The organism is Streptomyces sp. NPDC048106 (genome assembly GCF_040706415.1).
GTDB lineage: Bacteria > Actinomycetota > Actinomycetes > Streptomycetales > Streptomycetaceae > Streptomyces.
Genome location: NZ_JBEZND010000037.1, coordinates 1 through 23,028, shown reverse-complemented (window position 1 = coordinate 23,028; position 23,028 = coordinate 1). Strand labels below are relative to the sequence as shown.

The window sequence follows — 23,028 nt, the reverse complement described above, 5'->3', positions numbered from 1 at the left end:
ACCCGAGGAGACCCGGCCCGACCCACCACGACGGACTGCGCGGAGGCGGACATGCGGCGGACGGACCCCGAGGGCCACGGCCCGGTCCGCTTCGGGCCGCCACTGCCCGGCGACGGCCTGCCCGTGCTCCCCGAACTGGTCGCCGTGGTCGCCGCCGCCGCGGGCCGCGCCGACGCCCAGCCCGTCGGGGGCGCCCCCGCCCTGCTGGAGTCGGCCTGCGGCTACTGGACCCGCCGCGGCCTGCCCTGCGCCCCCGACCAGGTGGCCGCGGGCCCCGGCGCCCCCGCGCTGCTCCTCGCCCTCACCGCCGCGCTCGCCGGGGACGACGCCGACATCCTCGTCCCCCGCCCCTGCGCCGCCTGGTGGGCGCCCTACGCCCGCGTCCTGGGCCGGCCCGTCTTCCATGTGCCCACGCCCGCCGAGAGCGGCGGCGTCCCCGACCCCTACGCGCTGCTGGAGACCGTCCGCCGGGTGCGCGCCGAGGGCGGCCACCCCAGACTGCTGGTGCTGTCCGTCGCCGACGACCCCACCGGTACCGTCGCCCCGCCCGAACTGCTGCACGAGACCGTCGAGGCCGCCACCGCGGAGGGCCTGCACCTGGTCAGCGACGAGACCTGGCGCGACACCGTGCACGCACCGCACGAGACCGTCCTGCTCAGCCCCGCCGAGATGTGGCCCGACCGTGTCACCGTGGTCACCGACCTGGCCGGCGCCCTGCTGCCGCCCGGCTGGCCCGCCGCCGTCGCGCGCTTCCCCGCCACCGACTTCGGACGGCGCCTGCACGCGCGGGTCCTGGACATCCTCACCGCGCTCGGCGCCCGCCTCGCCGCCCCCGTCGCCGCGGCCGCCTGCTACGCCCTCGACGAGCCCCCGCCCGTCACCGAACGCCGCGAGGCCGCCGTACGGCTGCACGCCCACCTGGCCGCCGCCGCGCACACCGCGGTCACCGCCGCCGGCGCCCTCGCCCGCCCCCCGCAGGCCGGCCGCCACCTCTACGCCGACCTGAGCCCGCTGCGCGAGGCCCTCGCCGCCCAGGGCGTGGGCGACGCACAGGAACTGGAGGACCTCCTCACCGCCAGGCTGGGCATGCCCGCGCCCGGCGGCCACCGGTTCGGCGACGACCTGGCGGCGCTGCGCGTACGGCTCGCCACCGGACCCCTGCTGGGCGGCACGGACGAGGAACGCGCGCAGTCCCTCACCTCACCCACACCATCGGAACTGCCCTATGTGCAAAGCTCGTTGATCTCCTTGAAGTCGGTCTTCGACGATCTCCGTGACGACGCCCAGCGATGGGAGCCTCCTCGATGACGCAGCAGACGCATGAGCCCGGATCGACTCCGGCGACCGACAACGCAACGGTGGTTCCCACGACTTCGACGGCGACGGCGACAGCGACCGGCGCCGCCACGGCGACCGCGACCGCCCCGGCCGCCCCCGGCACGGCCCCCTTCCCGCCGCTGGCGGAACCCCGTCCGCTGGGCGAACGGCGGGTGTGGCCGCGCACGTTCCACGACCGGCTCACCGCGCCCCTGCCCGGCCTCAGGGCCTTCGCCCGCTTCGCCCGCGAGGGCGCCGTGCGCCCCGGACCGCAGGGCCTCGCCGACATCTCCCGGCTGCCCTACGCGCCCGCCCCGCTGCCCCGCGCCGACCCCGGCACCCTCGCCGTCACCTGGGCGGGCCACGCCAGTTGGATCGTCCAGGTGGGCGGCCTGACCGTGCTCACCGACCCGGTCTGGTCGCGCCGCATCCTCGGCACCCCGGCCCGCGTCACCCCGGTCGGTGTGCCCTGGGACCGGCTGCCCCGTATCGACGCGGTCGTCGTCAGCCACAACCACTACGACCATCTGGACGCCCCCACCCTGCGCCGACTCCCGCGCGACATCCCGGTGTTCGTGCCGGCCGGGCTGGGCCGCTGGTTCCTGCGCCGCGAGTTCACCTGCGTCACCGAGCTGGACTGGTGGGAGGGCGCCGAACTGGCGGGCGTCCGCTTCGACTTCGTGCCCGCCCACCACTGGTCCAAGCGCACCCTGACCGACACCTGTCACAGCCTGTGGGGCGGCTGGATCCTCACCGCCCCCGGCGGCCCGCGCCTCTACTTCGCCGGCGACACCGGCTACGGCCACTGGTTCTCCCGCATCGGCCGCCGCTACCCCGGCATCGACCTCGCCCTCATGCCCATCGGCGCCTACGACCCCCGCTGGTGGCTCAGCGACGTCCACTGCGACCCCGAGGAAGCCGTCCAGGCCACCCTCGACCTGGGTGCCCGCCGCATGGCCCCCATGCACTGGGCCACCTTCATCCTCTCGGCGGAACCGGTCCTGGAACCCCTCACGAGGGTGCGGACCGCCTGGGAGAAAGCCGGACTCGACGACGAGGACCTGTGGGACCTGCCGGTAGGCGCTTCACGGACGCTGGCCTGAGGCGCCCGTCCTTGAGGGGAGGGGCACCAGCGAAACCGCCGCTACCGAAACCGCCGCACCAGCCCCGGTACCGCGCTGATGACGATGGTCAGCACCACCGCCACCACCACCCCCTCCCACGGCTCGGGAAACAGCGAACCCCCCACGATCCCGATCACCTGGTACGTCGCCGCCCACGCCAGACACGCCGCCACGTTCCCCCGCACGAACCGGCGCACCGGCCACTCGGCCATCAGGCAGGCCAGCATCACCGGGATCCGGCCGGCCGGCACCAGCCGGGACAGCACCAGCACCGTGACCCCGTGCTCCGCCAGCTTCCCCCGCGCCTGCCCCAGTCGCTCCTCCGGCGCCCGCGACCGTATCGCCTCCAGCCACCGCGACCCGCCCCGCGACCGCATCCCCCGCCGCCCCAGCCAGTACAGCGCCGCGTCCCCGAGGAAGGCCGCCAGCGACGCCGTGACGAACACCAGCGCCAGCGCGAACGGCGCCGTCTGATGGAAGGCCACCACCGCCGCCGAACTCACCAGCGCCCCCGTCGGCACCACCGGCACCAGCGCCCCGATCAGCACCAGCAGGAACAGCGACGGATAGCCGATGGCCTGCTGGGTGGACTCCGGCGGCGGCACGACCGAGGTCGAGGCCGCGGCCAGCACCGCGGCCGGGGGCAGCCATGTCACCGCGCGACCTCCAGCCGGGCGCTCTCCCCGTGCCCCAGCTTGTGCACCGCCACCTCGGGAGCGGCCGTGGCGGCGAGCCGGACGAACTCGTCGCCCGGCGCGTGGAACTCGTGCGGCCGCACCGCGTCCATGCCGATCGGCCAGTACGTCCCGTAGTGCACCGGCACCGCCGCCCGCGGCGCCAGCAGGCCGAGCGCCCGCGCCGCGCGCCCCGCGTCCAGATGCCCCTCCCCGAGAAACGGCCCCCAGCCGCCCACCGGCAGCAGTGCCACATCCACCGGCCCCGCCCACTCGGCCATCGTGTCGAAGAGCCCGGTGTCCCCGGCGAAGTAGGTCCGCGCCTCCCCCTCGACCACGAAGCCCAGCGCGGGTGAGCGGTGCGGACCCACCGGCAGCCGCCGCCCGTCGTGCCGCGCGGGCACCACCCGCACCAGCAGCTCCCCGACGCGTATCTCGTCCCCCGGGACCACCTCGGTGATCCGCAGATGTCGCAGTCGGCGCACGCCGGGCAGCACCTGGGGTGCGCCCCGGGGCACGAGCACGCGCGTGCCCGGGTCGAGCGCCTCCAGCGACGGCAGGTGCAGATGGTCGGCGTGCAGGTGGGAGACGAGCACCACGTCGGCGCGGTGCGCCTCGGCCGAGGGGATCCCGCCCCGCCGGCGCCGCAGATGCGCCAGACGACGGGCGAACAGAGGATCGGTAAGCACTCGTATGTTCGAATCCTCGATCGTGCAGGTGGCATGACCCCACCACGTGATCTCCACCGGCACCCTCTTCGCCTCCTTCACGCGCCTGTCCGAAGCCTACGTGCAGGAGTAGGGTCGGCGGCGAAAACCGGAGGTGAGGGGGACGCCATGGGACAACCACGGGGCGCCTCCGGCGCGTGCGCACCGGCAGGGGTCATCGCCATCGCCAGCCTGACCCCCCTTGAGGAACTAGAGGCCGACCCCTTCCTCGTCGACAGCCGCACCCAGCACGCCATGTGCGCCCGCTGGGCCGTCGAACACGGCTACGTCGTCGCCCGGGAACTCCTGGTAGGCGGACTCCGCTGCGACCACCGTGCCCTGTGGGACGGCGTACGCCCCGGGGTGGACGTGTTCGTCGCGCCCAGCCTGCGGGTACTGCGCCGGGCCCTGTCCTCCGTGGAGGAGTTCACCGCCGAGTGCGCGCGGCGCGGGGTGCGCGTGGTCACGGTGGGCCGGGCGGAGCCGTCGTACGACGCGCAGATGAAGGCCCGGGTACACCGACGGCTGTCCATGCCGACCGCCGGATACGACGGACGGTGAGTCCCGCGGTCACCCCTTCGGGTGGTTCCCGACCGGTATGACAAGGTGGAGGGCGGCCCGGTCGCTCCAGCGCGCCGGGACAGCGACCTCGCCGGCCGGGCGGGGGGAGGGCCGGAACGGAGGAGACGCGGGCGTGCGGGGCGTACGGTGGCGGCGGATCGCCAGTCAGATCGGGCGCAGCACGGCCGTATGGGCCGTCTCCACGCTCACCATGGGGGTCCTCGCGCTGCTCCTGCCCGACTTCCGGCTCCAGTCCGCCGACGGCGACAGCGCCACCCGGATCGCCCTCACCGCCGCCCTCGGCGCGGGCGCCTTCGGCGTCCTGTCCGCCGTGGTGTGGCCGCTGCTCGTCCGGCTGCTGCTGCTCGTCCCCGCCCTGGTCCTCGGCCTGCTGGTCTTCTTCCTCAACGGCTCGCTGCTGCTGGTCGCCCTGCGCCTCAACCCCTCCGGCCGGGGCGCGGTCGCGCCGGAGACCGCCGTCATCGTGGCCGCGGTCATGTCGGCCGTCGCCTCGGCCACGGGCGCGGCGCTCGCCGTACGCGACGACGAGGCGTACCGGCGCCGGCTGCACCGCCTCGCCGCCCGCCGCCGAAGATCCGACCCGCCCTGTCCCACCACCCCCGGGCTGGTCTTCCTCCAACTCGACGGCGTCGGCCACGACGTGCTGACCGCTGCCGTGGCCAAGGGGGTGATGCCCACGGTCGCCCGCTGGCTCGCGGCGGGCGAGGACACCCGCCCGCCCGCCGACGGCTCCCGCCCCGCCCGCCGCCCCACCCACCGCCTCACCCCCTGGCAGACCGACTGGTCCAGCCAGACCGGCGCCAGCCAGCTCGGCATCCTGCACGGCAGCACCTACGACGTGCCCGCTTTCCGCTGGTACGAGAAGGACCGCGAGGAGGTGATGGTCAGCAACCGCCCGACGAGCGCCGCCGAACTCCAGCGCCGCGCCATCGCACGCACCGGCGACGGCGGACTGCTCGCCGAGGACGGCGCCAGCCGGGGCAACCTCTTCAGCGGCGGCGCCGGGGAGCAGGCCCTCGTACTGTCCATAGCGGCCCGCCGCCGGGGCCGGGAGAACCGTTCCCGCGCCGGGTACTTCGCCTACTTCTCCGACCCCGCCAACGCCGTCCGCACCGCCCTGTCCTTCATCGCCGAGGTGGCCCGCGAGATCGGCGAGTCCACCCGCGCCCGGCTCCGCGGACAGCGGCCCCGCGTCTCCCGCGGCGGCCTCTACCCGCTGGTCCGCGCCTTCGCCACCGTCGTGGAGCGGGACGTCGTCGTCGCCGCGGTGATGGGCGACATGCTCGGCGGACGCACCGCCGTCTACGCCGACCTGGTCGCCTACGACGAGGTCGCCCACCACTCCGGACCGCACAGCCGCGACGCCGAGAAGGTGCTCAGGCGCCTCGACCGCAGCCTCGCCCTGCTCGCACGGGTCGCCGAGCACGCCCCGCGCCCGTACCGCGTCGTGGTCCTCTCCGACCACGGGCAGAGCCCCGGCGAGACCTTCCACGCCCGCTACGGCCTCACCCTCACCGACCTGGTGCGGGTCGGCTGCGGACTGCACGTGCCGCGCCGCGCGGTGGGGGTCCGCCCACGCGTCGAGCCACGGGGGAGGACACACAGCGGCACCGAGGCCCGGGCCGCCGTCCGGGCCGCCCTGCGCCGGCCCGTGGAGGAGGGCGAGCAGCACCGGCCGGCCCGCCGCCGCGAGCCCGTCGTGCTCGCCTCCGGCAACCTGGGCCTCGTCTCCTTCCCGGACGTGCGCCACCGCATGACCAAGGAGGAGATCGACGCCCGCCACCCCGCCCTGCTCACCACCCTCGCCAACCACCCCGGCATCGGCTTCCTGCTGGTGGCGAGCGAAGAGCACGACGGCGTGGTGCTCGGCCCGGGCGGCACCGAGATCCCGCTGGCCGACCTCGACCGGTCCCCCGGCCCGCTGGCCCGCTTCGGACCCGGTGCCGCCGAGGCGGTGCGCCGCACCCACTCCTTCCCGCACACCGCCGACATCATGGTGAACTCCGCGTACGAACCCGCCGACGGCGAGGTGCTCGCCTTCGAGGAGCAGATCGGCTCCCACGGCGGGCTCGGCGGCGCCCAGTCCCGCCCGTTCCTGCTGTCCCCGCTGGAACTGTCCGCGCCCGCCGGCGAGGGGGAGCGGCTGACCGGGGCCGAGCAGATCCACCGGGTGCTGCGCCGCTGGCTCGGCGAGCTGTCGGGAACCGGGGTCCCGCTCGACGCTGCCGCCGCCGGGGAGGACGAGCGGGCGGCCTGACGACGCGTCCCGCCGACGACGCCGAACCCCCGGCCTCCGGCGCCGGAATGTGATCGGATAGGAATCCCGGACACCCGGCAACGGGGTCGCCCCCTCGCGAAAGGAACCATCGTGGCCACCACGCGCACCGCGCACACCGAATGGGAAGGCAGCCTTGTTGAGGGCAAGGGCGTCGTCACCTTCGACTCCTCGGGCATCGGCGAGCAGCCGGTGTCGTGGCCGTCGCGCGCCGAGCAGGCGAACGGCAAGACCAGCCCCGAGGAGCTGATCGCGGCCGCCCACTCCAGCTGCTTCTCCATGGCCCTCGCCCACGGTCTGACCGGCGCCGGCAACCCGCCCACCAAGCTGGAGACCAAGGCCGACGTCACCTTCCAGCCCGGCACCGGCATCACCGGCATCCACCTCACCGTGCGCGGCGAGGTGCCCGGCCTGGACGAGCAGGGCTTCCAGGCGGCCGCCGAGGACGCCAAGAAGAACTGCCCGGTCAGCCAGGCACTCGCCGGTACGACCATCACCCTGACCGCCGAACTGGTCTGACGCAGGGCCGGCGCCGGCCGGTCCGACGTGCCGGTGCCGCGCCCCGTGCGGACGGAGCGCGGCACCGGCGTCCCGAGGCCCCCGGCGCTCAGAAACGCGCGCGGTACTCCCGCAGGATCTCCCGCGTGCGCCGCGCCGAGGCGGCCCGGGCCGTCATATGGTCCAGCACCTCCAGATGCGCGGCGACCTCCCGCCGCGCGTCCAGGTACAGCGCGCCGGTCAGGTACTCGGTGAACACCATGTCCGGCAACTCCGGCTCCGCGAACCGGAACAGCGTGAACGGCGCGTACGTCCCCGGGTGCGGACCCGCCGCGAACTCCGCGATCTGGAGCGTGATCCGGTCCCGTTCGGCGTACTCGACGAGCCGGTCCAGCTGGTCGCGCATCACGTCGGCGGACGTGCTCACCGGGCGCCGGAACACCGTCTCGTCCATGATCACCCACAGGTGCGGGGGATCCTCGCGCTCCAGCAGCCGCTGCCGCTCCATCCGCAGCGACACATGCCGCTCCACCGCGTCCGGCTCGCTCTGCCCGATCGTCCCCGCCTCCAGCACCGCTCGCGCGTACGCCTCCGTCTGGAGCAGACCGGGCACGAAGTGCGGCTCGTAGGAGCGGATGATCCGGGCGGCGCCCTCCAGGCTGACGTAGAGGCTGAACCAGTCGGGCAGCACATCGTGGAACCGCTGCCACCAGCCGGGCTGGTTGGCGTCCTCCGCCAGCCGCACGAACGTGGCCGCCTCGTCCCGCGCCACCCCGTAGGACTCCAGGAGCACCTGCAAGTAGGGGATCTTCAGGGCGACTTCGGCCGTCTCCATGCGCCGGACCGTGGCCGCCGTCACCCGCAGCACCCCGGCGGCGTCCTCGCGGCTGAGCCCGGCCGCCTCCCGTAGTTCCTGCAACCGCTTGCCGAGCACCACCTGGCCCACGGTGGGCGCAGCCCGCCGTTCACTCACGCCACGTCCTCCCCTGCCGTGCCGCCTTTCGGCGCGGAGCAGTCTGTCACGCGACGCCGTCCGGCACAGCGGATCGAGCGGAACCGAAGATCACAGGTTCGTCAACCAACCAGCGTCTGGAGGTACTTGGCGGTCGCCGGGTCCGCCGGAAGGAAGGTCTCGATGGCGAGTTCGGCGACGGTGACGTCCATCGGCGTGTTGAAGGTGGAGATCGAGGACACGAACGACAGGATCCGGCCCTCGTGCTCGATCCGCATCGGCAGCGCGAAGTACGGCACCGGCTCCCGGGGTTCCTCGCCCGGCGCGTCCTCGGGCACCGGATACGCCGTCACCTCCTCGTACAGGGCGCGGAGCTGGTCCGAGCGGTGCAGCGCGAGCTGGCGCTCCATCTGCGCCACCAGATGCCCGCGCCACTCCCGGAAGTTGCGGATCCGCGGCGCGAGGCCATCGGGGTGCAGGGTCAGCCGCATTGCGTTCGGCGGGCTCAGCAGTTCCTCGGCCACGCCGTCCAGCAGCATCGTGATGCCCCGGTTGGCGGCGACCACCGTGTACCCGGCGTCGACCACCAGTGCCGGGTACGGCTCATAGCCCTGGATGAGCCGCTCCATCCCGTCGCGCAGGGCGTCCAGGGCGGGATCGTCGAGCGGTGTCTCCGGGTAGCGCGGGGCGTAACCGGCGGCCAGCAGCAGCGCGTTGCGCTCCCGCACGGGGACGTCCAGGTGCTCGGCGAGCCGCAGCACCATCTCCTCGCTCGGCCGGGACCTGCCCGTCTCCACGAAACTGATGTGCCGGGCGGAGGAGTCGGCCCGCAGGGCCAGCTCCAGCTGGGAGAGGCGGCGCCGCTCCCGCCAGGCACGGAGCAGCGGACCCACCCCCTTCGCGTCGGGGGCGGCGGCGGACACGGAAGCTTCGGTGGCGACCATGGTCATGCCCCGACCCTAGACGAGGAGCGCGCATCGCCACGACCTCACGCGCTCGCCCCCGGAGCCGGAGCGCGCACCGCCCCGACCGCGCACCCGCGGACGCTCCGCCTCCGGTACGCCGACGCGTCGCCCGCCTGCCCGCGCCCGGCCCGTGGCAGGCTGGGACCAGACCGTCGCCACCCGAAGGGAGCCCGTGCCATGGCCGTCGCACCGCTGTCGCAGAAGGAGATCGAGGACCGGATCGCCGACCTCCCCGGCTGGTCCGCGGACGGCGATCGGCTCACCCGCACCTACCGGCTAGCCTCGCACTTCGCCGCGGCCGCCCTGGTCGTGCACATCGCCGGCATCCAGGACGAGCTGGACCACCACTCCGACTGCACCCTCGGCTACCACTCCGTCGACCTCGCCATCACCACCCACAGCGCCGGCGGAGCCCTCACCGAGAAGGACTTCACTCTCGCCCGCAGGGTGGAGGACATCGCCCCCGGACACGGCGCACACTGAGCGGCGTGCTCGATTACGACAAGGAAGCCGGCGCCTACGACGCCTCACGCGGCGGCGAGGCCCGCGCGGAAGCCGCCGCAGGCGCCGTCCTCGACCTGATACCCGACCGCCCGGGCCGCCTCCTCGACCTCGCCTGCGGCACCGGCATCGTCACCCGCCGGCTCGCCGCGGCCCGCCCCGCGACCAGGGTGACCGGCGCGGACCTCGCCGACGGCATGATCCGCAAGGCCGCCGCCCGCCTCCCCGGCGCGATCGTCCAGGCCGACAGCCGCCGACTGCCCTTCCCCACCGCCACCTTCGACGCCGTCACCAGCATCTGGCTGCTGCACCTGCTGACCGACCCCGACGACCTGCGCGCCGTCATCGCCGAGTGCGCCCGCGTCCTGCGGCCCGGCGGGGTGTACGTCACCACCGTCGACAAGGCCGCGGCCCACGACGTGGGCAGCGACATCGAGGCCGCCCTCGCCGACCGCCCGATCCGCCCCGCCACGGACGCCGCCGACCTCGTCACCGCCCACGCGGCCCGGTGCGGGCTCGGGCCCGCCGGGCGGTCCGCCTTCCGCGGCGTCGGCCAGGGCCGCAGCCCCCGCAGCACCGTCGCCGACCTGCACCGCGGCTGGTTCAGCCAGCTTCCGCCCGGCGACCCCCGCAGGCAGACGTACGCCGCCCGCCTCGCCGAACTGCCGGACCAGGACCGCCGGCGCGCGGACCCGACCTTCAGTCTGCGCGCCTTCCGCAAGGACTGACCGGCGCGACCGACCGGCGCGAGTACACCGACCGGTGCGGGCGAGGGCTCCGTACGGGCGGGTGCCGGGGTGCGGGCGGTGGGGTCTCGGGCGGTGGGCGGTCTACCGCCCGAGACCCCGGCGGATCGCCGTCTCCACCGGGGAGTACGCCCCGTCCGGCCGCTCCAGCTCGTACGGCACCGCCGGATCCAGCGGCGGCTGTGCCATGAAGCGCGGCCGGGTGCCATGGTGCGGCTGCGCCGCGTGCACCAGGAACGGATGACACAGATAGACATCGCCGGGACGCCCGGTGGCCAGGGCGAGCGGCCGGTGCTCGCTCGCCGCGACCACCGCCGGCGCGATCTCCAGCCCCGAGACGCCCGCCTCGCCGTACGGTTCGAGGACCGGCGGCACGTCCAGGTGCGAGCCGGTCCTGATCCGCGTCGGGGCGTCCTCCTCGGTCACCTCGCTGAACAGGAACAGCATCAGCAACGCCCGGTCCCGCGAGCGCAGGTTGGTGTGGAACCAGGTCGCGCCCTCGGGCAGATAGCTGCCCTCGATGTGCCAGCCGGCGTCGTCCGGCTCCTCGGCGTGCGGAAAGCGCAGCGGGAACGTGCCCAGCGAGTACCGCGGCACCCAGCGCCGTTCACCCACCAGCAGGTCGAACGCCTCGTGCAGCGCGGGGGAGTTGGCGGCGGCCGCGAACGGCCCCTGCGCCATGCCGTCGACCCGCACCACCGGTTCCCTCCAGGTGCCGGGGTCCTGCGGGTCGTACCCCGTCTCCCGCCACAGCAGGCGCGCGCAGTCCTCGGCGACCCGGGGCGCGACCGCGCCCTCGATCTTCACGAACCCGTCGGCGAGGAACCGCTCCACCATGTCGTTGCCCATGCGGGTCATGGTGACCGAGGGCAGGCGGCCGGGCATCCGGTTTTTCCCGGCCGCCCGCCCGCCGCGGATTTTGCCGGGTCGGCAACGGAACTGGCCCCCGTCCGGTGTGCCGTCGCACCCTGGCGGCACCCGGAAGAGAGGCTGACCACCATGGCACACGACCACGACGGCGATCACGGCCACGGACACGAGCAGGGCACCGGCCAGGGCCACGGCCACGGCCACAGGCATGGCCACGGTCACGGCCACGGCCACGGCACGGACATCGACTGGAACGAGATGGCCCCCCATCTGGAGGCCCAGGCCGAACTGTTCGCCCCGCTGTACCGGCAGGCCCTGTCCTGGCTCGCGGGCGAAGTCGCCGAGCCGGGGCTGATCGTGGACGCGGGCAGCGGACCCGGGGTCGTCTCCTGCCTGTTCGCCGAGGCGTTCGCCGGCGCCCGGGTCGTCGCCGTGGACGGCACCGCGCCGCTCCTCGACCGGGCCCGCGCCCGCGCCGGACGCCAGGGCCACGCGGACCGCTTCGATACCCTCGCCGGTGAACTCCCGGACGTACTGGACCAGTTGCCGAAGCCTGCCGACCTGCTGTGGGCGAGCCGCAGCCTGCACCACCTCGGTGACCAGCGGGCCGCGCTCACCGAGTTCGGCCGGCGGCTCGCCCCCGGCGGCACCCTGGCCCTCCTCGAAGGCGGCCTGCCCTCCCGCTTCCTGCCCCGGGACCTCGGCATCGGCCGCCCGGGACTCCAGGCACGGCTGGACGCGCTGGAGGAGGAGTGGTTCGCGCGGATGCGCGCCGAGCTGCCCGGCTCCGTCGCCGAGACCGAGGACTGGCCGGCCCTGCTGACCTCCGCCGGCCTCCGGCACACCGGCACCCGCAGTTTCCTGCTCGACCTGCCCGCCCCGGCCGACGACCGGACCCGCGCCTACGTCGCCGCCTACCTCGGCCGCCTGCGCGAAGGCTTCGGCGACGACCTCGCGCCCGAGGACCGGGACACCCTCGACCGGCTCCTCGACCCCGCCGACCCCGCGAGCGTCCACCAGCGGCCGGACGTCTTCCTGCTGTCCGCCCACACCGTGCACACGGCCGTGCGCCCGTCCTGACCACGGCCGACGGCGCTTGACTTCGAGCGCGCTTCAAGTGGTGAACTCCCCTTGATCCACCGGCATTCGGAACTCCAGGGGGAAACCATGAACGACTCTCCGGTCGCGCTCGTCACCGGCGGCGGCACCGGCATCGGGGCGGCCGTCGCCCGGCAGCTGCTGGAGGCGGGGCACCGCGTCACCGTCACGGGCCGCACCCAGCGGCGGCTGCGGGACTTCGCGGACAGCGTGGGCAATCCCGACACGCTGCGGACGGTCGTGGGCGACGCGGCGTCGTACGACGACATCCGCGACGCGGTCGAGGACACGCTCACCGCGTACGGCCGGCTGGACACCGTCGTCGCCAACGCCGGCGTCGCCACCCACGACTCCGTGGCCGAGGGCGACCCGGCCGGCTGGTCCGAGATGGTCCTCACCAACGTCCTCGGCCCGGCCCTGCTCATCCGCGCCTCCGTCGACGCGCTGAAGGAGAGCCGGGGCCGGATCGTGCTCGTCGGCAGCGTCGCCGGGTTCGTGAACACGCCCGGCAACCTCTACGGGGCGACCAAGTGGGCGGTCACCGGACTCGCCGAGAACACCCGGCGGCAGGTGACCGAGTTCGGCGTCGGGGTCACGCTGGTCGCCCCCGGCCGGGTGGAGACCCCGTTCTGGGACGGCCTCGGCAGCCTGCCCCCGGGGCAGCTGCTGACCGCCGACCAGATCGCCGACTCCGTCGTGTGGGCGATCCGGCAGCCGGCCGGGGTCGACGTCAACACGGTGGTCGTACGACCGCTGGGGCAGCCCAACTGACCCCGTCAGGGAACGTTCCACGCGTATTGCGATGGTTTGTACACGTGGGGAGACTGGAGTCACCGGAGGGATCCGCGTCATCCGCGCCCGGGAGGCGAGGCGTCATGTTCGTACGCACGGTGTACGCGACCGGGGATCCGGCCCTGCTGGACTCGGCCCTGCGCGCCCTGAACAGCCAGGGCCACGACCTGCTGGAGGAACGGCCCGGCTACCGGGGCGCGGGCGTGTTCGTCGACCGTGAGCTGGGCAAACTGCTCACGGTCAGCTGGTGGGAGTCCGAGGAGGCGCAGGCCAACAGCGACGAGGTGATGCGCGAGCGGCGCCCCGCGCTGCTGGAGCCGTTCGCCGCGTCGGTGGCGGTCGAGCACTACCGCGTCGCGGTCTTCCACGCGCTGCCGCGGCCGGTGGTCGGCGGCGGACTGCGCGTGGCGCGGCTGGAGTTCGACCCCCGGGACGCGGACCTGCTGGCCGACACCTTCCACGCGACCGCGCTGCCGCGCCTGGAGACGGTACCGGGCCTGGCCCGCACCGCCCTCCTCCTGGACCGCGACCGGGGCCGCGGCATCGCGGGCGCGGTGTTCACCGACCGCCATGCCCGGGCCGCGTCCCGGGCGGCCCTGTCCGCCATCCGCCAGGAGGGCACGGCGAAGGCTCACGCCACCGTCGTCGCCCTGGAGGAGTTCGACGTGGCGCACGCGGACCCGCACACGCTCTGACCAGGGCACGGCGGCGCCCCTCGCGGGGCGCCGGTCCGGGCTGTCAGCCCATGTCGAACGTCGCCGGGTCGGGACCGATCCTGCGGTCCTCGTTCAGCGCGCCGATCGCCGCCAGGTCCTCGCCGTCCAGGCTGAAGTCGAACACCTCGATGTTCTCCTTGATCCGCGACTGCGTCACGGACTTCGGGATCACGATGGTCCCCTGCTGGATGTGCCACCGCAGCACCACCTGGGCCGGAGTGCGGTTGTGCTTCTGCGCGATCGCCACGATCGCCGGCACCTCCAGCAGGCCCTTGCCCTGTCCGAGCGGCGACCAGGCCTCGGTCCTGATGCCCTGCTCCGCGTGGTACTCCCGGGCCGCGTGCTGCTGGAGGTGCGGATGCAGCTCGATCTGGTTCACCGCGGGGATGACGGACGTCTCCTCCGCGAGCCGCCGCAGGTGCTCGGGCAGGAAGTTGGACACACCGATGGCCCGGACCCGGCCGTCGGCGTGCAGCTTCTCGAGCGCCTTGTACGTGGCGACGTACGTGTCCCGCGCCGGCAGCGGCCAGTGGATCAGGTACAGGTCGAGATAGTCGAGCTTCAGCTTGTCGAGCGACGCGTCGAAGGCACGCAGTGTCGCGTCGTACCCCTGGTCGCTGTTCCAGAGCTTGGTGGTGACGAAGACTTCCTCACGGGGCAGACCGGAGGCCGCGATGGCCCGGCCGGTGCCCTCCTCGTTGCCGTACGCCGCGGCCGTGTCGATGCTGCGGTACCCGGCCTCAAGCGCCGTACCGACGGCCCGCTCGGCCTCGTCGTCCGGAACCTGCCATACGCCGAAGCCGACCTGGGGCATCTCGACGCCGTTGTTGAGGATGATCGGGGGGACCTTGCTGCTCACGAGCTTGTGATCCTTCGCTTGTCGACAACGTGGTACTACTCCATCGTCAACGATCACGCACCGCGATCCATTCCTGACCCGCCCGGGATGTCAGGATCTGTACAGCGCCTCCACCTCGCGCTCGTACGCCTTCTCGATCGCCTTCCGTTTCAGCTTCAACGAGGGTGTCAGCAGGCCGTGTTCCTCGGTGAACGGCTGCGCCAGTATGCGGAAGGTGCGGATCGACTCCGCCTGGGAGACGAGCGTGTTGGCGGCGACCACCGCACGCCGCACCTCCGTCTCCAGGTCCGGATCGCGCACGAGCTGCGCGGGCGCCATCGCCGGCTTGTTGCGCATCTGCAACCAGTGCTCGACGGCCTCGTGGTCGAGCGTGACCAGGGCCGCGATGTACGGGCGGTCGTTGCCCACCACGATGCACTGGCTGACCAGCGGATGATCGCGGACCCGCTCCTCCAGCACCCCGGGCGAGACGCTCTTGCCGCCGGAGGTCACGAGGATCTCCTTCTTGCGGCCGGTGATCGTCAGATAGCCGTCCTCGTCGAGGGAGCCCAGGTCGCCGGTGGCCAGCCAGCCGTCGTGCAGCGACCCGTCGGTCGCCTTCGGGTTGTTCAGATAGCCCTGGAAGACGTTGCCGCCGTACAGCCAGACCTCGCCGTCGTCCGCGATGTGCACGGTCGTCCCGGGGATCGCCTGGCCGACGGTGCCGTACCGGGTGCGCTCGGGCGGGTTCGCGGTCGCCGCGGCCGTCGACTCGGTCAGGCCGTAACCCTCGTAGATCTGCACGCCCGCGCCCGCGAAGAACAGCCCGAGGCGGCGGTCCATGCCCGAACCGCCGGACATGGCGTTGCGGATCCGTCCGCCCATCGCGGCCCGGACCTTCGCGTACACCAGCTTGTCGAAGAGCTGGTGCTGCATCCGCAGCCCCGCCGACGGCCCCGGCCCGATCCCCCAGGCCTTCGCCTCGACCGCCTCCGCGTACCGCACCGCGACGTCGACGGCCTTCTCGAACGGCCCCGCCTTGCCCTCCTTGTCCGCCTTGCGCCGGGAGGCGTTGAACACCTTCTCGAAGATGTACGGCACCGCGAGGATGAACGTCGGCCTGAACGCCTGGAGGTCGGGCAGCAGCGCGGCGGCGTTGAGCTGCGGCTGGTGGCCGAGGCGCACCCGGCCCCGGATCGTGGCGATCTCCACCATGCGCCCGAAGACATGGGCGAGCGGCAGGAACAGCAGGGTGGAGGCCTCCTCCCCGCGCTTGGAGTGGAACACCGGCTCCCAGCGGCCCACCACGTTGTCCGCCTCGAACATGAAGTTCCCGTGCGAGAGCACGCACCCCTTGGGGCGGCCCGTGGTGCCCGAGGTGTAGATGACGGTGGCCACCGAGTCCGGGGTGACCGCCTGCCGGTGCCGGTGCACCACCTCGTCGTCCAGGTGTGCGCCGGCGTCGTACAGCTCCTGCACGCAGCCCGCGTCCAGCTGCCACAGCCGGCGCAGCCGCGGGAGCCGGCCGATCACCGTGGCGATGGTCATCGCGTGGTCCTCGTGCTCCACGATCGCCGCGGTGACCTCGGCGTCGTACAGCATCCAGAAGCACTGCTCGGCCGACGACGTGGGGTAGACCGGCACCACCTGGGCGCCGATCGTCCACAGGGCGAAGTCGAAGAGCGTCCACTCGTAGCGGGTACGGGACATGATCGCGACCCGGTCGCCGAACCGGATCCCGCTCGCCAGCAGGCCCTTGGCCAGGGCGAGGACCTCGTCGCGGAACTCGGCGGAGGTCACGTCGCGCCACTGCCCGGCAGCGTCCTTGCGGCCGAGGGCGACCCGCCCCGGATCCGTCAGGGCGTGCTCGAAGACCACATCGGCCAGACCACCCACCGGCGGTGCCGACGTGAGAGGCGGGTTGGTGAACTCGCGCAATCCTCGCTCCCCGATCCTCGCTGCCTGAACGCGCCGGTGATGTGCGGCACAGCGCCGTGAAAGCTACCTCACACCCTGGCCGGAGGGGAGGGGGGCGGAAACAGAGCAAACCTCGCCTTCCGCCCGGCGGTTGTCCGGAAAATGCCCGCACATGGGGAAGGGACGGACACGGTACTGACGGGTCAGTAAGTTTCGGCGGCGTAATCTCCACTGAATCTGTACGCACCGATTACCGCTCTGTACAGGGCGGTTACGGCCATGACCACCCCGTGTGCGCGGCGGCGAGGGCCGCCGGCCACCGCTCCCGCGACACCGACGGCGCCGGCCGCGGCCCGCGCCCCTGTGAAGAGCGCCACACCGCCGTCAGCCCCGAGGACCCCGCAACCGCTCCCCGCCCGCCAGGACCGCCGCCGCGAGGGCGTCCGCGGCCTCCTGCGTCCCGGGCCGGCCACGGCCGTGCGCCAGGACGAAGTCGACCTTGCCCAGCTCCGGCAGCCCGGCGCGCTCCGGCAGCCGGAACAGGCCCGGCGGGATCAGCCGGCGCGAGTGCGCCATCACCCCGAGCCCCGCACGGGCCGCGGCGATCAGGCCGTTGAGGCTGCCGCTGGTGCAGACGATCCGCCACTCGCGCCCCTGGCGCTCCAGTGCCTCAAGGGCCCGCGCCCGGGTGATGCCGGGCGGCGGATACACGATCAGCGGGACCGGCCGGCCGGCGTCCAGGCGCAGCCGCTCGGCGCCGATCCACACCAGGTCGTCCCGCCACACCAGGGACCCGCGCGGATCCTCCGGGCGCCGCTTGGCCAGCACCAGGTCGAGCTTCCCGGCGGCCAGCCGCTCGTGCAGGATCCCGGACAGCTCGACCGTCAGCTCCAGATCGACCTCGGGATGGTCGTAGCGGAAGCCCTCCAGGATCTCCGGCAGCCGGGTCAGCACGAAGTCCTCCGACGCGCCGAACCGCAGCCGTCCGCGCACCCTCGTCCCGGTGAAGAACGCGGCCGCCTGCTCGTGCACCTCCAGGATCCGGCGCGCGAAGCCCAGCATCGCCTCGCCGTCCTCCGTCAGCTCCACGGAGTGGGTGTCCCGGGAGAACAGCGGACGCCCCGCCGCCTCCTCCAGCCGGCGCACATGCTGGCTCACCGTGGACTGGCGCAGGCCGAGGCGCTGGGCCGCCTGGGTGAAGCTCAGGGTCTGGGCGACCGCGAGGAAGGTCCGCAACTGCGTCGGGTCGTACACGCTCCTCAGCCTACGCGGTTATCGCGAATCGTGATGGCAGTGAGAGTGGCATGCGGGATTCCCGATCAAGCCGGGGGAGAGGATCATGGAGAGGGCCCCTGTGGGCCCGGGAACCGGAACGCCGCACCACCGACGCACAGTAATCGGAGCACCGTGACACGCCTGCGCTGGCCGACTTGGATGCCGATCGACCCGTACATCGTGCTGCTGCTCGGCACGGTGGGCCTCGCCGCGCTGCTTCCGGCCCGCGGCACCGGCGCCACCGTGGCCTCGGGCGCCTCGACCGCCGCGATCGCCTTCCTCTTCTTCCTCTACGGCGCCCGCCTCTCCACCCGCGAGGCGCTCGACGGGCTGCGCCACTGGCGGCTCCACGTCACCGTGCTGGCCTGCACCTTCGTCGTCTTCCCGGTGCTGGGCCTGGCCGCCCGCGCCACCGTGCCGGTGCTGCTCACCCAGCCGCTCTACCAGGGTCTGCTCTTCCTGACCCTGGTGCCGTCCACGATCCAGTCCTCCATCGCCTTCACCTCCATCGCCCGGGGAAACGTGCCCGCCGCGATCTGCGCGGGCTCCTTCTCCTCCCTGGTCGGCATCGTCGTCACCCCGCTGCTGGCGGCCGGACTGCTCGGCAGCAGCGGCGGCGGGTTCTCCGCCGACTCGCTCGTCAAGATCGTGCTGCAACTGCTGGTGCCGTTCCTCGCCGGGCAGGTGCTGCGGCGCTGGATCGGCCCCTTCGTCACCCGGCACAAGAAGGTCCTCGGACTGGTCGACCGCGGCTCCATCCTGCTCGTCGTCTACACCGCGTTCAGCGAGGGCATGGCCCAGGGCATCTGGCACCAGGTGAGCCCCGCCCGGCTCGGCGCACTCCTCCTGGTCGAGGCGGCGGTGCTCGCCGTGATGCTGGTGGGGACCTGGTACGGCGGCCGGGCGCTGGGCTTCGGCCGGGAGGACCGGATCGCCATCCAGTTCGCCGGCTCCAAGAAGTCCCTCGCCTCCGGCCTGCCCATGGCGAGCGTCCTCTTCGGCGCCCATGCCTCCCTGGCCGTGCTTCCGCTGATGCTCTTCCACCAGATGCAGCTGATGGTCTGCGCGGTCATCGCCAAGCGCCGCGCCCACGACCCGGAGGCGCAGGACGGCCCCGACGGGGACGCCGGATCCGAGGGCGGCGGCGCCGGGGCCGGGCACGGGGCCGCCGGGGCCGAGGCGGGCGGCGGCGCCGAGGGGACGGCCGCCCCCGAGGCCCAGGGGCAGCCACGGAACCGCGTCCTTCGGTGACCGCGGCGCCCCCCGGCTCCGCGGGCTTCCCGTTCGACGGCACCCGCGGCTCGTCGGTCCCGGTCCCGCGTGGGCGGTCACGGGCGCAGCACCACCTTGCCCAGGTTGGACCGCGTCTCTATCACCGCGTGCGCCCGCGCCGCCTCCTCCAGGGCGAACTCCGCGTGCACCACGGGCCGTACGCCTCCTTCGGCGAACAGTCGCCACAGCTCCCGGCGCCACCGCTCGTACAACTCGGGCCGGCCGCGGGCGATCAGCGCCATCTGGAAGCCGATCACCGACTTGGCGCCCACCAGCAGGTCGTACGCACGGACCGTGCCGCCGCCCGAGCTGTAGGCGACCAGCCGGCCGTGCGGGGCGAGGGCGGCGACGGCGGGGGTGAGCAGATCGCCGCCGACCGCGTCCAGGACGCAGTCGACCGGGTCGCCCCAGTCGTCGTCGGAGTACCGGACGCAGTCGTCCGCGCCGAGGGAGCGCACGAACTCCGCCTTCGCCGGGCCGGACACGGCACCCACCACCCGGCCCGCGCCCCGGGCCCGCGCCAGCTGCACCGCCAGGTGACCCACCCCGCTGGCCGCCGCCGTCACCAGCACCGACTCGCCGGGCTCCGGACGGGCCGCCGACAGGGCGCCCAGCGCCACCAGCCCGCCGCGCACCAGCGCGACCGCCTCCGCGTCGGTGGCGCCCTCCGGCACCGGCGAGGCCATCGCCTCGTCCAGCACCGCGTAATCCGCGTACCCATGCCCGAAGCACAGCCCGGTCACCCGCTCGCCGGTCCGGAACCGGGTCGCCCCCGCGCCGACCGCCACCACCTCGCCCGCCAGCTCCCCGCCCAGCGGAATCGGCTCGGCGGCCTCGGAGACCTTGCGCACGACCGGCAGCGTGACCCCGATCGCGGCGCAGCGCACGAGTAGCTGACCGGGGCCCGGCTCGGGGATGTCGGCCCGCTCCGTGAACAGGGGGCCGCCGGGGGACTCGTACCGGACGCGACGCATCGCAGCCTCCAAGGCCGGTCGGACCGGCGTGATCGGTCGCGGGAAGGGAACCCGAACCCGCGAATTCGTTGGGAGACCCAACGATAGGCCGAGATTCATAGGGAGGTCCAACGATTTCTCGGATAGGCTGCCGCGCATGGCCGCCGAACCGCCCCCGACCGCCGAACCAGCCCTGACCGCGATCCGCGCCCTGCCCAGCTGGGTCCTCGGGCGGGCCGCCGCGCGAGGCCGCGCGCTCGTCGCCGACGCCCTCGCCGCCGAGGGCCTGAAGATGTGGCACCACGTGGTGCTCTCCGCCGTCCGCGACCTCGCCCCCGTGGCCCAGGCCGACCTCGCGCGGGGGATCGCCCTCGACCCCAAGGACCTGGTCGGCATCCTGAACGACCTGCAGAGCGCCGACCTGGTCGTCCGCGCGCCGGATCCCGGGGACCGCCGCAAGAACGCCGTGTCGCTCACCGAGGAGGGCGGCTTGCTCCTCGGGCGCTGCGAGCAGGCCGCCCGCAGCGCCAACGAGGAACTGCTCGCCCCGCTCTCGTCCGCCGAACGCGAGCTGTTCATGCTCCTGCTGACACGGATCTCCGGCACGCAAGGGTGAAAGGGTGACCGGAGGCCCGAGGCGGGACGTCGCCCCCTCGACGACGGGCACCGGCCGCCGCCCGTGCGGCGGACGGGACGCGCCGCCGTGTCGGTGAGAGCCGGCGGGTCAGCCCCTGGACGCTGTGGCGTGAGGGTCTCACCCATAGGGCGGCACATCGCCTTGCTGCTTGAATAGCCATGTGCACAGTCTTGCCGTGTGCCCACTTCCTCCGACCCACAGCCTCTCGACCGCCGCGTGTACCTGCTCCTCCTGGACGAGGACCACCTCATGCTGTGTGGCGGCTGCTGCAGCGGCTGGACGGTCCCTCAAGCGTTGCTCGCCCCCGGCACCGATTTCCGAGACGGAGCCGCTCACTATCTCGCCGAGCGATTTCGCATCACCAAGTCCCGCTTCGGATCTGTCTACGGAGTCCGCGAAGCAGAGTCCTTCAACTGCTGGGAGCAACGACCGCCACACCATTTCGCACGTGCTCATCGTGAGGATCAGTCCCGAAGAGTCAGATTCGGTCCAGATAATTTCACCGAAACACACCAGGTGGGGGCTCGATGAAGTCAAATCCCGCCGTCGCGAGATCTCGCCGGAGGGTCTCGTCCTCCTTATGTCAGGCTACGTGAAGGGGTGGCTTCCAGACGGCCCCGTCTCTTTCTACTAAGACGGCTAAGGAATATTTCGGAGCACGAAGCTATGGAGGGTCCGTGCCCGTACATGAAACCGAGATCATTCTCACTCGAACCGTCGGCGGTGTTGAGTTTGAAGCAGCACGAAAAATCGGCGGCATTTCGATGGCTGTGTCGTTCGACTGCAAGAGAATCACCGTCCTGATATAGGCGAGCACTGAGGATCGAGCCATCGAGAAGGTGTAGTCGGCACGGCAGGCGGTCCTCCGGTCGGTGCGTGCGGCAGTCAGCCGGTTACGGCAGCTCTTCCCCGTACCGGACGGGCAAGATGCGGCAGCCCTGAGGAACCACTTCGATGACTTTGCCAGCGTTCCATGGCGGATTCGTTCCCCCGCACTCGTCACCCGTCCCCGCCCGATGCATGGAGCGGAGTTCGGCCCGCACTTTCCATCGGGTGTCGTAGACGAAGGAAGGCATGACAGCGTTCATCTGCCGGGTTCCACACTGTCGCTCCTGCCGGACGCGGTCCGTGCTTCGGCGGTGGTGACTGGCAACCCGGTCCGCTCCTACAGTAGGTGTACTCGGTCATGACTTTGGTGACAGTCGGCTGATCGGGGGCTGGCCTGCGAGCGCGGTGTGTCGGCGTCGAGTGTTGTAGAAGGTCAGCCACGGCGCCAGCGCGTCATCGGCCCATTCGGTTTGCAGAGTGCGGTTGAAGCGTTCGACCTTGCCATTTGTCCAAGGGCAGTGCGGGCGGATGAACCGTTGCTCGGCGCCCAGGTCAGCTACGGCCTGGCGGAAGGCAGTGCTCTTGCGGTAGGTCCAGGCATTGTCGGTGATGACCCGTTCGATGTGGTCGATGCCATGGGCGGCGAAGAACGCGGCGGCGCGGGTGAGGAAGTCGGCGCAGGTATCGGCCTTCTCATCGGCATGGATCTCCGCATAGGCCAGGCGGGAGTGATCATCGACGGCCGCGTGGACGTAGTCGTAGCCGATCCGGGCCTGCTTTTGAGCGTAGGTCTTCCCGGCTTCCCGGCCGTGGGCCCGCCATCCTCCGCCGTCCGAGATCCGTCCGATCTTCTTGACGTCGACGAGGTCGCCGGACCGGGCGCGTTCGTAGCGGGCAGGACTACGGCGTTCGGCACGGATGGGCTGTCCGGTCAGCGGGTCGCAGGATGCCAGGTGCGGGATCTTGTGGCGGCGCAGGATGCGACTGACGGTCCGTGCGGGGACGCCGGTTTCCGCAGCGAGGAAGTCCGGCCCCCGCCGGTGAGTGCGCCGTGCGTCGAGCACCGCAACCTCGACGTGTTCGGCAGTGCGCCTCGGACAGGTGCGGGGCCGGCTGGATCGGTCGTGCAGGCCGTCCCATCCCTCGGCCCGGAAACGCGCCACCCATCGGTGCGCGCACTGGCGCGACACTTCCAGCTCCTTCGCCACGTGTGCCACCGAGCGGCCCTGCCGTGGCTGCTCAACCAGGCCAACGTCATCCATCAGTGCGGCGCCACGTCCATCGAAGAGTCCAGCCGGTACGCGACCGAGCTCCCGAACCACCTCCGGCGCCGCTACCTGGTCACGGACTTCGTCGGCCTAGATGTTCTGTCCGGGGAGGTTGTGGACGGGTGAGCCAGGTCTCGGCTGAGGGATCTTGAACAGGTGAGGGCCCTTCCGGTTCGGTGTGGATTGCGACGTCTACACCAACCAGAAAGGCCCTCGTGGTCCA

Annotated in this window: 23 protein-coding genes; 13 read left to right on the top strand and 10 right to left on the bottom strand. The window is 72.8% G+C overall.

Features of this window, described 5'->3' with window-relative positions:
- Nucleotides 1-51: 51 nt before the first annotated feature.
- Both AB0927_RS30250 and AB0927_RS30245 read left to right on the top strand, forming a co-directional pair.
- On the top strand, nt 52-1,308 hold the full coding sequence (locus tag AB0927_RS30250) for an aminotransferase class I/II-fold pyridoxal phosphate-dependent enzyme (RefSeq protein ID WP_366670943.1): 1,257 nt from the start codon (nt 52-54) through the stop codon (nt 1,306-1,308).
- Nucleotides 1,305-2,420, top strand: a complete 1,116-nt coding sequence (locus AB0927_RS30245; protein WP_366670942.1) for an MBL fold metallo-hydrolase — start codon at nt 1,305-1,307, stop codon at nt 2,418-2,420. The genes AB0927_RS30250 and AB0927_RS30245 overlap by 4 nt, the downstream gene beginning before the upstream one ends.
- 41 nt (nt 2,421-2,461) lie before the next feature.
- Here AB0927_RS30245 and AB0927_RS30240 read toward each other — a convergent pair whose 3' ends face one another.
- Both AB0927_RS30240 and AB0927_RS30235 read right to left on the bottom strand, forming a co-directional pair.
- Nucleotides 2,462-3,097 (bottom strand): VTT domain-containing protein, encoded by a 636-nt coding sequence (locus tag AB0927_RS30240; protein WP_366670941.1) that lies wholly within the window; start codon nt 3,095-3,097, stop codon nt 2,462-2,464.
- Nucleotides 3,094-3,867 carry an MBL fold metallo-hydrolase gene (locus tag AB0927_RS30235; RefSeq protein WP_366670940.1) on the bottom strand — a complete coding sequence of 258 codons (774 nt, stop codon included), beginning with the start codon at nt 3,865-3,867 and terminating at the stop codon, nt 3,094-3,096. The genes AB0927_RS30240 and AB0927_RS30235 overlap by 4 nt, the downstream gene beginning before the upstream one ends.
- 84 nt (nt 3,868-3,951) lie before the next feature.
- On the opposite strand from AB0927_RS30235, the gene AB0927_RS30230 reads away from it, so the two are divergent.
- The 3 genes from AB0927_RS30230 to AB0927_RS30220 all read left to right on the top strand — a co-directional run bounded on the left by AB0927_RS30230 (nt 3,952) and on the right by AB0927_RS30220 (nt 7,198).
- Nucleotides 3,952-4,383 carry a hypothetical protein gene (locus AB0927_RS30230; RefSeq protein WP_366670939.1) on the top strand — a complete coding sequence of 144 codons (432 nt, stop codon included), beginning with the start codon at nt 3,952-3,954 and terminating at the stop codon, nt 4,381-4,383.
- Nucleotides 4,384-4,516: 133 nt separating this feature from the next.
- Nucleotides 4,517-6,661, top strand: coding sequence for an alkaline phosphatase family protein (locus tag AB0927_RS30225; protein WP_366670938.1), 2,145 nt, complete (start codon nt 4,517-4,519; stop codon nt 6,659-6,661).
- 111 nt (nt 6,662-6,772) lie between these two features.
- Nucleotides 6,773-7,198 carry an OsmC family protein gene (locus AB0927_RS30220; RefSeq protein WP_366670937.1) on the top strand — a complete coding sequence of 142 codons (426 nt, stop codon included), beginning with the start codon at nt 6,773-6,775 and terminating at the stop codon, nt 7,196-7,198.
- Between the two features lie 88 nt (nt 7,199-7,286).
- On the opposite strand, the gene AB0927_RS30215 is transcribed toward AB0927_RS30220, so the two are convergent.
- Both AB0927_RS30215 and AB0927_RS30210 read right to left on the bottom strand, forming a co-directional pair.
- On the bottom strand, nt 7,287-8,150 hold the full coding sequence (locus tag AB0927_RS30215) for a helix-turn-helix transcriptional regulator (protein ID WP_366670936.1): 864 nt from the start codon (nt 8,148-8,150) through the stop codon (nt 7,287-7,289).
- Nucleotides 8,151-8,251: 101 nt separating this feature from the next.
- The gene (locus AB0927_RS30210) at nt 8,252-9,079 is read right to left on the bottom strand and encodes a helix-turn-helix transcriptional regulator (protein WP_366670935.1); all 828 of its coding nucleotides are present in this window, start codon (nt 9,077-9,079) and stop codon (nt 8,252-8,254) included.
- Nucleotides 9,080-9,271: 192 nt separating this feature from the next.
- On the opposite strand from AB0927_RS30210, the gene AB0927_RS30205 reads away from it, so the two are divergent.
- Both AB0927_RS30205 and AB0927_RS30200 read left to right on the top strand, forming a co-directional pair.
- Nucleotides 9,272-9,577 carry a 4a-hydroxytetrahydrobiopterin dehydratase gene (locus AB0927_RS30205; RefSeq protein ID WP_366670934.1) on the top strand — a complete coding sequence of 102 codons (306 nt, stop codon included), beginning with the start codon at nt 9,272-9,274 and terminating at the stop codon, nt 9,575-9,577.
- A 5-nt stretch (nt 9,578-9,582) separates the two neighbouring features.
- Nucleotides 9,583-10,323 (top strand): class I SAM-dependent methyltransferase, encoded by a 741-nt coding sequence (locus AB0927_RS30200; protein ID WP_366670933.1) that lies wholly within the window; start codon nt 9,583-9,585, stop codon nt 10,321-10,323.
- A gap of 102 nt (nt 10,324-10,425) precedes the next feature.
- Here the strand turns inward: AB0927_RS30200 and AB0927_RS30195 are convergent, their stop codons facing one another.
- The gene (locus AB0927_RS30195) at nt 10,426-11,226 is read right to left on the bottom strand and encodes a phytanoyl-CoA dioxygenase family protein (RefSeq protein WP_366670932.1); all 801 of its coding nucleotides are present in this window, start codon (nt 11,224-11,226) and stop codon (nt 10,426-10,428) included.
- Between the two features lie 114 nt (nt 11,227-11,340).
- Here AB0927_RS30195 and AB0927_RS30190 point away from each other — a divergent pair, with 114 nt between their 5' ends.
- From AB0927_RS30190 to AB0927_RS30180, 3 genes are all read left to right on the top strand, one after another.
- Entirely contained in the window at nt 11,341-12,291 is a 951-nt protein-coding gene (locus tag AB0927_RS30190; protein ID WP_366670931.1) for a methyltransferase, read from the top strand.
- A gap of 87 nt (nt 12,292-12,378) precedes the next feature.
- Complete coding sequence (locus AB0927_RS30185) at nt 12,379-13,080, top strand: SDR family NAD(P)-dependent oxidoreductase (protein WP_366670930.1); 702 nt, start codon at nt 12,379-12,381, stop codon at nt 13,078-13,080.
- A 104-nt stretch (nt 13,081-13,184) separates the two neighbouring features.
- A complete protein-coding gene (locus AB0927_RS30180; protein ID WP_366670929.1) occupies nt 13,185-13,796 on the top strand; it encodes a hypothetical protein in 612 nt (203 codons plus the stop codon).
- Between the two features lie 43 nt (nt 13,797-13,839).
- On the opposite strand, the gene AB0927_RS30175 is transcribed toward AB0927_RS30180, so the two are convergent.
- The 3 genes from AB0927_RS30175 to AB0927_RS30165 form a co-directional block, all read right to left on the bottom strand.
- On the bottom strand, nt 13,840-14,676 hold the full coding sequence (locus AB0927_RS30175; protein WP_366670928.1) for an aldo/keto reductase: 837 nt from the start codon (nt 14,674-14,676) through the stop codon (nt 13,840-13,842).
- Between the two features lie 90 nt (nt 14,677-14,766).
- The gene (locus AB0927_RS30170; RefSeq protein WP_366670927.1) at nt 14,767-16,593 is read right to left on the bottom strand and encodes an AMP-binding protein; all 1,827 of its coding nucleotides are present in this window, start codon (nt 16,591-16,593) and stop codon (nt 14,767-14,769) included.
- Nucleotides 16,594-16,956: 363 nt separating this feature from the next.
- A complete protein-coding gene (locus AB0927_RS30165) occupies nt 16,957-17,826 on the bottom strand; it encodes a LysR substrate-binding domain-containing protein (RefSeq protein WP_366670926.1) in 870 nt (289 codons plus the stop codon).
- 180 nt (nt 17,827-18,006) lie between these two features.
- On the opposite strand from AB0927_RS30165, the gene AB0927_RS30160 reads away from it, so the two are divergent.
- Nucleotides 18,007-19,098, top strand: coding sequence for a bile acid:sodium symporter family protein (locus AB0927_RS30160; RefSeq protein ID WP_366671002.1), 1,092 nt, complete (start codon nt 18,007-18,009; stop codon nt 19,096-19,098).
- 77 nt (nt 19,099-19,175) lie between these two features.
- Here the strand turns inward: AB0927_RS30160 and AB0927_RS30155 are convergent, their stop codons facing one another.
- Entirely contained in the window at nt 19,176-20,093 is a 918-nt protein-coding gene (locus AB0927_RS30155; protein ID WP_366670925.1) for a zinc-binding dehydrogenase, read from the bottom strand.
- Between the two features lie 136 nt (nt 20,094-20,229).
- Between AB0927_RS30155 and AB0927_RS30150 the strand changes: the two genes are divergently transcribed.
- Nucleotides 20,230-20,688, top strand: coding sequence for a MarR family winged helix-turn-helix transcriptional regulator (locus AB0927_RS30150; protein WP_366670924.1), 459 nt, complete (start codon nt 20,230-20,232; stop codon nt 20,686-20,688).
- Nucleotides 20,689-21,893: 1,205 nt separating this feature from the next.
- Here AB0927_RS30150 and AB0927_RS30145 read toward each other — a convergent pair.
- On the bottom strand, nt 21,894-22,799 hold the full coding sequence (locus AB0927_RS30145; RefSeq protein WP_366670923.1) for an IS481 family transposase: 906 nt from the start codon (nt 22,797-22,799) through the stop codon (nt 21,894-21,896).
- Between AB0927_RS30145 and AB0927_RS30140 the strand changes: the two genes are divergently transcribed.
- Nucleotides 22,746-22,931, top strand: a complete 186-nt coding sequence (locus tag AB0927_RS30140) for a hypothetical protein (RefSeq protein ID WP_366671008.1) — start codon at nt 22,746-22,748, stop codon at nt 22,929-22,931. The genes AB0927_RS30145 and AB0927_RS30140 overlap by 54 nt on opposite strands.
- Nucleotides 22,932-23,028: the final 97 nt, after the last annotated feature.

Excerpts from the sequence above, each read along its gene's own strand:
- AB0927_RS30250 (WP_366670943.1), top strand. The coding sequence starts at position 52 with ATGCGGCGGACGGACCCCGAGGGCCACGGCCCGGTCCGCTTCGGGCCG.
- AB0927_RS30245 (WP_366670942.1), top strand. The coding sequence starts at position 1,305 with ATGACGCAGCAGACGCATGAGCCCGGATCGACTCCGGCGACCGACAAC.
- AB0927_RS30230 (WP_366670939.1), top strand. The coding sequence starts at position 3,952 with ATGGGACAACCACGGGGCGCCTCCGGCGCGTGCGCACCGGCAGGGGTC.
- AB0927_RS30210 (WP_366670935.1), bottom strand. The coding sequence starts at position 9,079 with ATGACCATGGTCGCCACCGAAGCTTCCGTGTCCGCCGCCGCCCCCGAC.
- AB0927_RS30205 (WP_366670934.1), top strand. The coding sequence starts at position 9,272 with ATGGCCGTCGCACCGCTGTCGCAGAAGGAGATCGAGGACCGGATCGCC.
- AB0927_RS30195 (WP_366670932.1), bottom strand. The coding sequence starts at position 11,226 with ATGCCCGGCCGCCTGCCCTCGGTCACCATGACCCGCATGGGCAACGAC.
- AB0927_RS30190 (WP_366670931.1), top strand. The coding sequence starts at position 11,341 with ATGGCACACGACCACGACGGCGATCACGGCCACGGACACGAGCAGGGC.
- AB0927_RS30185 (WP_366670930.1), top strand. The coding sequence starts at position 12,379 with ATGAACGACTCTCCGGTCGCGCTCGTCACCGGCGGCGGCACCGGCATC.
- AB0927_RS30180 (WP_366670929.1), top strand. The coding sequence starts at position 13,185 with ATGTTCGTACGCACGGTGTACGCGACCGGGGATCCGGCCCTGCTGGAC.
- AB0927_RS30160 (WP_366671002.1), top strand. The coding sequence starts at position 18,007 with ATGCCGATCGACCCGTACATCGTGCTGCTGCTCGGCACGGTGGGCCTC.
- AB0927_RS30155 (WP_366670925.1), bottom strand. The coding sequence starts at position 20,093 with ATGCGTCGCGTCCGGTACGAGTCCCCCGGCGGCCCCCTGTTCACGGAG.
- AB0927_RS30150 (WP_366670924.1), top strand. The coding sequence starts at position 20,230 with ATGGCCGCCGAACCGCCCCCGACCGCCGAACCAGCCCTGACCGCGATC.
- AB0927_RS30145 (WP_366670923.1), bottom strand. The coding sequence starts at position 22,799 with ATGGATGACGTTGGCCTGGTTGAGCAGCCACGGCAGGGCCGCTCGGTG.